An 8629-nucleotide genomic window follows, 5' to 3' on the forward strand; every position below is an offset into this window, starting at 1 on the left:
ATTTATTTGCCACTCCGAAGCAGTATTTTTGCTTTTAAATTAATATCATGAAACGTTTACTTGGCTTTATCACAGCAATTTGCCTTTCGTCAACCGCCTGCACTAAAGAGGCTATAAAATCTAACGAAAACCAGGCCGCTGTTACCGGCTCCATTAATGGTACAGTTTCTAACGGCGGGGCTATTGATGCCATAATTTTGGCTAACGACAGTGAGCCGGGCCTGTTTAGCTCGCTTTCATTAGATCTCAATACCGGAGTTTTTTCTGCGTCACAACTTAAAGCGGGCAGTTATAATATTCATATCATACTTAAAAATGGGTACACTTTAGCTCAGTCAGATTTGAAAGCACTGGTATCTGCCGGCAAAACTGTTAATTTGGGTTTGGTTACCGTTAGCAGTGACATCAATAACTTCAGTCCTTCCACGCCAATTTTCGGTACCGACTCGAAGACTTACACTTTGACGCAAAAATTTAATGAGAAAGCCATGGGGTTTGATGGCACAGCAACTTACAATGGTAGTGACCTAAGTATAGCAGGGTCGCTCACTGAAGGTAGCTCACTCAAAATTATTCATAACACCTATTCTACCACAATTAAAGTTAGCAACATAACAACGCCGGGAACTTATGTGGCCTCCATCAATTACATTTCCAATCAGCGCAAGGTGGGAATCATTAATACCTGGAGCAGTGATAATCAGGGCGGAAATGCAACGGTAGTTGTAACAGCGATTGACCCGGTTAGTAAAAAAATATCGGGAACGTTTAAAGGGATGCTGGTACTTACATCGGCTGTTGGTCATTACCAGACTACTACAGAAGGAAGTTTTAATTTAACCTATAAATAATCTCTTACAACAGCATTAGTTTATTTTTATTTACATCTACCGTTCTATGAAAGCAAGGTACCTGAATCTCATCACATATATAGCCATATCAACAATAATTGCAGTAACCGGCTGTAAAAAAGATAATTATCCTCCAGATAAAACGGCTATTGTCATTCCGGAATCAGTTATGTTATATAATACTTATGACAACGGTTCCGGAACTACAATCAATCTACTTAACGCCGTAACCGGCGAATTGGTTACTAAATATAATTACCCTGCACAGTTAGGTATTACCTGGAGTTATCCTGTTGTAGGGAATAATTTATTATACGCTGTCGATAACAAAAAGATCAGCGCCATTACGCTTAACAGCGGAGCGGTGATGTGGACGGTGCCTGTAGATAACATGCTTATGCCTGTATTGCACGACGATACTTTTTATGGAGCTAATAAAACCACAACCAGCAGCGGTATCTACGCCCTTGACGCTACAAAGGCAACCACCACATTTTTGTGGAAGTATCAGCCTGTAGGCGAGCCGTCTGCTATAAGTTATTTTAACAGCTTGGTATACGTACTGCTGGGCCCCAAAAAAGTATTGGCATTAGATGCTAAAACAGGGGTAATTAAGTGGGAAGGGGCATCTACAGATGATTACTCCTTTGACCTGTTGAGATATAACATAATAACCGCCGGTAACACGCTTATTGATGCCGCCACAGGCAATCAGTTATCAACTATCAGTCCGCTTGCAATTCCGCCTACTTATAATGCGCAAAACACATATACTAATTTGGATTTTGCAACTAATGACATGGCCTTTATAAAAACTTCGCATTATGATCAATCGCCTGGTTTGGACAAATACTTTTTAAGCGCGGTAAACAGGTCTACCGGAGCAGAAAAATGGCGGATAGACTATGGTGGAGGCAATATCGGCGAACGTACCTCTAATAAAGTAATGCAGATATGGAATAATTATTTATTGGTGCATCACAATTATTACAGAACTGCGAGCAGATATGGTGCTATATATGAGGATGGTTATGTGCTCTTAGATCTGAATACAGGTGCCGAAAAACTGGTTTTGTCTAATGGAAATACTAAGGGATTGACCGGAAATAATATAGTAGCCGGAAATACCTTGTATATCTATAAAAGATTTGAGAAAACAATTTACGCTTGGTTTGATAATTCAGAGCCGGCCAATTACCTGTTCGCTGTTGATATGGTAACCGGACAAGTGAAATGGGACAGCAGTAAATTATTACCGGATGGTAGGCAGAATCTCTCATTCTGTGTCACTTCGGGTGGCAAAGCATACTCTGCGTTTGTTCAGTAATTTACTGATTATATTATTCCAAGTCATTTACTGCATCTCTAACGTCAATATCAAATTTGATAGGCATGGCGGCACTATAATTCATGTATCACTTAATCAGATACGGATATGGCAGGCACATCTTAATTTAAAATCTCTTGGCAGGTTTTAGTGTCATTTTCTATATTTGTCAGCCTGTGTACGCTTTTGTGTGCCACCAGGCAATTAACCAACAGTAATTAAAATAAATCATCAAATGGCAGGAAAATGTCAATGCTGGTTTATAGGGAGTTGCGAAAAAAGAAATCAATTCGGGATGTAGCGTAGCCCGGTATCGCGCCAGCATGGGGTGCTGGAGGTCGTGGGTTCGAATCCCGCCATCCCGACTGAAAAAAAAGCTCTGACACTTATTGTCAGAGCTTTTTTGTAATAGTTCAAAGTTTAACCACTTACTACATCTTAGCCACAAACCCACCGCTTGGGCGCAGCTTTATAGTCAAAACATCTTTTTTAGATACGGTTTTCTCTTTCCTGTCAACGCTGGTATTGGTTTCACCATCATAAACCAAAGTGGCTTTTGTTGTTTTGGTTAAAAAATCAAGCGGGATCTTTACTTCACGCTCTTCGCCGCCGTTCATTACACCAACCCACCAGGTGCTGCCTTTACGCCTTGCAAACGCAACCACATCGCCCATGCTGGTGCAAGGTAATACGCGGGTTTCATCCCATACGGTAGGTACTGTTTGAAAAAGATCAAACATGGGGTTATCCAAATAAAACTGATACTGATCAGTAAAATGTATTATTGGCGACAGGTAAACAACGGCCTGTGCAAACTCATGCGGCCAGCTAAATTTAGTGGTGGCTAATTGTTTAGGATCTAATATAACCGAAGTAAAATCTGCCGGGCCGGTCAATAAACGCGTAAACGGTACCGTAACATCATGCTGCGGAGGCATAACACGGCGATAGCGGGTCATGTGATATTCGTTGCCACGTATCGCTTCGCGTGTAATATCATTAGGGAAACTGCGGTTTAGGCCGGTGGGCTTAACGCTGCCATGGAAATTAAGCAATAAGTGCAGATCGGCACATTCCTGTTGCGTTTCTGCATACCACTGCATTATTTCTGCAGTAGCATCTGGTATAAAATCTATTTTTATGCCCGATGCGCCAATGGCTTTAACCCTATCTAAATAAGCCTTACGTTCAGGCGCTTTTCTAAATTCCTTTGAATCAACCCAAACAATAGATTTTACGCCTACAGTTTTGCCGTAGTCTATCGCTTCTTTTAACAAAGTCCATTGATCTTTGCCATCCTTTTTCCAGTTGCGCCATCCATCATCAATAAGATAATATTCCCATTTTAGTTTAGCCGCTGCATCAAACCATTGTTTCTGATCGTCCAGCTTGGGCGCGCCAATGCTCCACCACTGCCACATACTACGCCCCGGCTTAACCCACGAAAAATCTGAGCCTTTTGGCGGGGGAGGGCATAAATTAGTTATCAGATCAGAATTAGCCAGCTCATTAAGCGACCGCGCTATCATGGTAGTGCGCCATGGCGTAACCTGTTGGCCCTTATAAGTTCCGTTCAAATAAATTGTGGTTGATGGCGGCTTAACTTCCCATCCTTTTTTAGCAAACGGAAAGTAGGCACTTAGCACATTGCCATTACGCATAAAAGACATGTCAGAAAAATTCTCAACATCAGCTTCTGATACTGAAAGGTAGTAGCCATTGGTTTGGAAAGTAACCGGGCCCATTATGGTTTTACCTTCGGGTACCTTATCAAAAGCGGTAACATAGTTTACTCCCTCGTAGCTTTGCGAGTAATCTGCCCACGCTATCTTATCAATGTTAGCCGGCATTACCCAGCCTGTACGCTCGCCATCTATGCGTTTTATGCCTGCCGGGATGGAATAACGTATGGCTACTCCATCGTTGTAAATTCTAACTATAACGCTCATGGGTTTGCCCGCTGCAATAATGGGGATATCCAGTTCGTTCGCTTCGTTATGTGCTGTAGGATGATTGCCTAAAATAGGGTAGCTCTCTTTCACTTTGCTGTTTTGTACCACGCCGCGCATAACAACATTATCGCCCAGATCAACGCTATCCGCAATCAACCCCAATGGCGAGTTATCGATAAGTATTTTCTTATCGGCTTTTATGTTATAAACCAGCTTTTTATTAATGGTTGAAACCGTTAGTGATATGCGTTTATCAGGGCTGGTCTGTGTAACGCTGGCTGTTTGGCTATATGCATTTGTAGATGCACATAATACTAAGGCAGCGGATATAATTTTAATAAATTTCATATAAGCTTATTGTTATTTTTTATCCATAAACTCCATCAAACCCATCCGGTTAGGTTGGTGCACATCCATTTTTATATCATATATGGGGAATAGGGTTGATGAAGATCTGAAACGATCGTTAACCTGGTTTCTATCCTGCCTTACGGCCTGGAAAGCCCACTTTGCACCCACACGTGGCCGGCCAAAATTTGACAGTGCATCTATAGGGATAGCCAGTTCCATTGTCCAGCCTTTGTCCTTGTCTTTCTCATTGTTGATGGTACCGTCATAGGTAACCTCAACTTTATAGGCAGGATTGTATCCCTTTACAAAAAAGTCGCGTTTGTTATAATATTTATAAAACATCATATAATCGTAAGCCGCCTTGGTTATGTTTATCTCAAATCCAAAGTGCATGTTTACGCTATCCGGAATAGGAACAACAAAAAATTCGGCGCAATCGTCAAGATAAGGGCGTGCATCAAAAGCAGTTTCGCGAGCTGTCAACGAAGTGTCCTGGCACTCATAGAACAAATACAGGTTGGTATCGTCCCACATCATTCGGAACTTGGTGGGTTGTTTCTCAAACGGCTCACCGTTGCGGTAAAAATAATCAAGGCTGCGCACTTCGGCATTCTTCCATGCGGCTTCGTTCATTTTACCATCAACGGTAATAGGTTCGGTAGCCTTTGCTACTTTGTACGATGGCAGTTCGCCTATTACATATTTCTTTTCGGTTTGTGCCTGCACACTAAAGTATGCTAATATACAGCAAGTAGCTGAGGCTATTATTTTGCGGATCATAATTGTTTTTATTTGATATTAGTTAGCAGCTAAGTAAGGCCCTTTTTTGCCCAGCAACTCCAGCATTTTTTCGCCGTAGCGGGTGCCCAATAATTTATAGCCATCAAAGGTAAAATGTAACCTGTCCGCTTTAGCCGGTGCTCCTGCTGATGATATTACATAAGAGTTAGGTATTACCTGTGGTATGGTGGCAATAAACTTGTTAAAGCCTGCACATGCACCTTTTTGGTCGGCGTTTACTAACTCACCAACCAGCAATGGTGTGTTTTTGGCCTTAAGGTCAAGGTCGTGTAACATGCTGTTATATATGCCTTTAACTTTGGTGGTCCACAAGCTATCGTTGGCATTTGATTCGCCCTGATGCAATAAAATACCTTTTATTACACCGTATTTAGATGCTTCTTTTGCCGCATCAACCAGGTACTGGTATGGGTTATCATTGTACTCTTTAACAATGTTTTTCATCCACCCTGCCTGGTTAGCTATATAGCCTTTATACGACGTGGTATCAAACACTTCTATTTTTGCACCCGCTACAGCTACATTTACTATGCCCACTCTGATGTTAGAAGGAAGATTAGCTAAAAGCGTTCTGCCAAAATAGTCTGACGGCGATACCGCGGTGTTGCAGCGGCAAAGCGGTGGTTTTGCTTTATACCATTTGCCTTTTTCGCGGCCCAGATTAGGGCAGTTTACTGTTTCAAAAACCTGGAAACGCGGATCTACGCCAACCGTATCCTCCGGCCTTACGCGTCCGTTGCCCTCCATGTTCGACTGGCCAAAATTGAGGAAGATGTAAAAGTTCTTGTCCTGTTTTATTTTTTCAACCGGTTTATACGCCGGAAAAAATATTGCACTCACTAATATAAGTGCACAAAATACTGTTAAGGTCGCAACGCGTTGTCTCATGTAATGCTTGTAAATTGATTAAAAATAATTGGTTCATCGCCGGTCGCGATTAGCACAGCCAATTTATAAATAATCACTAAAATAGTTGTAAAGCTTTTATTCCTCATTTATAGTGGATTTATTCCCGTTTTGTAACAATTTTGTCTGAATGGCACCCTTTACAGCTTACCTGCATCATACTACTTGTAATATTTACACGTTAAGGCTACAAAATATGAGGGCATTCGTTTTTTTCTATCTGTGTTTAACGCTGATCCTGTTAGTTGCAATGGGGTGTGGGACAATAAGATCGGTGGGCAAAAATCCCTCAGGCAAAAATCTAAAAGCTTTGCAAGCCCTGCCTAATTATACGGCAGATGGCTTTATTAATTTGAGTAACGCGCCGCCACGACGCGTTGGTGTGCCCAACAATGCGGGTAGTAACAGCGGCGGATTATTAAGCAGGATAAGGCCTTTACGGATGTTAAAAGGTAAACCCGATAGCGTAAGGCCAATAAGCATTATCCCTATTGTTAGAACTGACCTGGTAAATACAACTTATGATAAGCCAACGGTTATATGGTTTGGGCACTCCTGTTTTCTGATCAAAACCAAAACTGCCAATATTCTTGTCGACCCTGAGTTGAGTAGTTTTGCGGGGCCATTTTCAGGGCCGGTTAATTCTTTTAAAGGAGCGGATGCTTATAAACCGGAGGATATGCCCCCAATTGATGTGCTTATTGTATCGCACGATCATTATGATCACCTGGATTATGGCACTATTAAAAAACTAAAGAAAAAGGTTAAAAAGGTTATTGTACCTATGGGCGTGGGCAGCCATTTAAGGTATTGGGGATATGATAAGGCTAAGGTAATAGAACTTAACTGGGGCGAAGCAGTAAGCATTAACCCACAACTGAATATTACGGCTATGCCGGCCCACCATCGGTCAGGGCGCACCTTTACAGGCAACAAAACGCTTTGGGCATCATATGTTATACAGGTAGACGGATTTAAGCTTTTTTACTCCGGCGATACCGGCTACACGGCTCATTTTAAAACCATAGGCGAGCAATTTGGCCCCTTTGATCTGGCGATGATGGAGTGCGGACAATATAATAACAACTGGTCGCAAAACCACATGTTTCCGCAGCAAACAGCACAAGCCGCCGCCGATTTGAAAGCCAAAATGATACTGCCTGTCCATTGGGGTAAATTCGCCGAAGCTTATCATCGCTGGAACGAATCAATTAAAACCATGCTTCCAGTAGCAGATAAACTTAATCTCCCGGTCACGATCCCAAAAATCGGCGAGCCTTACATGATTGGCAGCCCGCCGTTGCGCACCGAATGGTGGAATATGGATTAACCGTTCAGTTCTTTAACCAGGCTATCAAAGGCATCGCGCAGGGCGCTTAGTTCTTCTTCCAGTTGGGTTACGCGGGCTTCAAGGCCGCTGCTGCGGGTTGGGGCCGAGTCGTCGTTCCAGTCGTCTGATATTTGGGGTTCGCCGCTTAGCAGGTGGGCGTAGCGGGCCTCCTTTTGGCCGGGGCGTTTGGGTAGCTGGGTTATAAAGGCGGGTTCCTCTGTTGCCAGCTTGTCAAGGTATTGCTGTACTTCTTCTATGGTTTCAAACTCGTATAGCCGGGCCGAATTGGTGTTCAGTTCGCCCGGGGTTAACGGGCCGCGCAGCATAAGCAGGCAGAGCAGCGCCAGTTCCTGCGGGATGAGCGGATATACTATGGCGAAGTTATGCTTAAACTTTACTGCCCTGCTTGAACCACCCGTGGCTGTTGATACCAGTCCGCGCTTTTTGAGGGAGTTGAGGGCGTCCATTACCGTGGCTTCTTCGTAAGCTACTACCGGGTTGCGCGATGTTTTCTGGTTGCAGGCGGTGGTGAGGCCGTTCAGCGTCATGGGGTAGTAGTCGGGCGTGGTGCGGCTTTTCTCTATCAGCGATCCCAGCACACGCAGTTCAACAGCGTCTAAAACAGGTAAGGTTTGTGGTGTATCCATAGCGGTGGTAAATATAGTGATTTGCGTTTGTACGCCGCGTTTTGTCCCGCGTGAGTGTGGGACAATGTGAGACACGTTGGGACAATATTTTTATTAAGTAATAGACAGTTAGTAGCTTGAAAATTTAGCCTGGGACAAAGTGAGACTACTTATTCGTCAGAAAATTTAGCTGTGGGAGTGGGGTAATTTATTGGTTTTCAGCAGTATTGTGAAATTGACTTTTTTTGTCCCGCGGGGTGGGACAAGATTGACAGTGCTGAAATGAGTTTACTGTTGCATTTTTGCTCATCGCTTGGTAAATCCCAACGCTCATGGCTTGCCCCGATATGGCCACGGAGCACACTAACAACTTAAGCTGCTTCATTCATCACTCACCTATCGTGTAGAGATTGCTTCGCTCCCGGTCGCAAGGACGATATTGGTGGATTTGAAAAGTCTTTTCCTTAAAGTGATCGCCGCTTCAC

7 protein-coding genes and 1 tRNA gene are annotated in these 8629 nt (G+C 43.2%); 4 read left to right on the forward strand and 4 right to left on the reverse strand.

The annotated features are described in order from the left end of the window. The first annotated feature begins 47 nt into the window (after positions 1 to 47). The 3 genes from ACFQZS_RS12890 to ACFQZS_RS12900 all read left to right on the forward strand — a co-directional run bounded on the left by ACFQZS_RS12890 (position 48) and on the right by ACFQZS_RS12900 (position 2543). Positions 48 to 851: a hypothetical protein gene (locus ACFQZS_RS12890; RefSeq protein WP_377100851.1), complete on the forward strand. Its 804-nt coding sequence runs from the start codon at positions 48 to 50 to the stop codon at positions 849 to 851. Positions 852 to 897: 46 nt separating this feature from the next. Then, the gene (locus ACFQZS_RS12895; RefSeq protein ID WP_377100853.1) at positions 898 to 2178 is read left to right on the forward strand and encodes an outer membrane protein assembly factor BamB family protein; all 1281 of its coding nucleotides are present in this window, start codon (positions 898 to 900) and stop codon (positions 2176 to 2178) included. Positions 2179 to 2469: 291 nt separating this feature from the next. Further along, positions 2470 to 2543 (forward strand) — tRNA-Pro (locus ACFQZS_RS12900). 66 nt (positions 2544 to 2609) lie between these two features. Here the strand turns inward: ACFQZS_RS12900 and ACFQZS_RS12905 are convergent. Genes ACFQZS_RS12905 through ACFQZS_RS12915 form a run of 3 tightly spaced genes read right to left on the reverse strand, consistent with a single transcriptional unit; the run spans position 2610 to position 6122 of the window. Next, positions 2610 to 4478, reverse strand: a complete 1869-nt coding sequence (locus tag ACFQZS_RS12905) for a glycoside hydrolase family 97 protein (protein ID WP_377100855.1) — start codon at positions 4476 to 4478, stop codon at positions 2610 to 2612. Between the two features lie 12 nt (positions 4479 to 4490). Continuing rightward, on the reverse strand, positions 4491 to 5261 hold the full coding sequence (locus ACFQZS_RS12910) for a carbohydrate-binding family 9-like protein (RefSeq protein WP_377100857.1): 771 nt from the start codon (positions 5259 to 5261) through the stop codon (positions 4491 to 4493). Positions 5262 to 5279: 18 nt separating this feature from the next. Then, on the reverse strand, positions 5280 to 6122 hold the full coding sequence (locus tag ACFQZS_RS12915) for a sialate O-acetylesterase (RefSeq protein ID WP_377100858.1): 843 nt from the start codon (positions 6120 to 6122) through the stop codon (positions 5280 to 5282). A 340-nt stretch (positions 6123 to 6462) separates the two neighbouring features. On the opposite strand from ACFQZS_RS12915, the gene ACFQZS_RS12920 reads away from it, so the two are divergent. Then, a complete protein-coding gene (locus ACFQZS_RS12920) occupies positions 6463 to 7518 on the forward strand; it encodes an MBL fold metallo-hydrolase (RefSeq protein ID WP_377100860.1) in 1056 nt (351 codons plus the stop codon). Here the strand turns inward: ACFQZS_RS12920 and ACFQZS_RS12925 are convergent. Beyond that, the gene (locus tag ACFQZS_RS12925; RefSeq protein ID WP_377100862.1) at positions 7515 to 8165 is read right to left on the reverse strand and encodes a YceH family protein; all 651 of its coding nucleotides are present in this window, start codon (positions 8163 to 8165) and stop codon (positions 7515 to 7517) included. The two genes, ACFQZS_RS12920 and ACFQZS_RS12925, sit on opposite strands and share 4 nt — an antisense overlap. Between the last annotated feature and the right edge of the window lie 464 nt (positions 8166 to 8629).

The sequence above is a fragment of the Mucilaginibacter calamicampi genome, assembly GCF_042676765.1.
Classification (GTDB): domain Bacteria; phylum Bacteroidota; class Bacteroidia; order Sphingobacteriales; family Sphingobacteriaceae; genus Mucilaginibacter; species Mucilaginibacter calamicampi.

Coding starts and splice junctions, on each gene's coding strand:
- ACFQZS_RS12890 (WP_377100851.1), top strand. CDS start 48: ATGAAACGTTTACTTGGCTTTATCACAGCAATTTGCCTTTCGTCAACC.
- ACFQZS_RS12895 (WP_377100853.1), top strand. CDS start 898: ATGAAAGCAAGGTACCTGAATCTCATCACATATATAGCCATATCAACA.
- ACFQZS_RS12905 (WP_377100855.1), bottom strand. CDS start 4,478: ATGAAATTTATTAAAATTATATCCGCTGCCTTAGTATTATGTGCATCT.
- ACFQZS_RS12910 (WP_377100857.1), bottom strand. CDS start 5,261: ATGATCCGCAAAATAATAGCCTCAGCTACTTGCTGTATATTAGCATAC.
- ACFQZS_RS12925 (WP_377100862.1), bottom strand. CDS start 8,165: ATGGATACACCACAAACCTTACCTGTTTTAGACGCTGTTGAACTGCGT.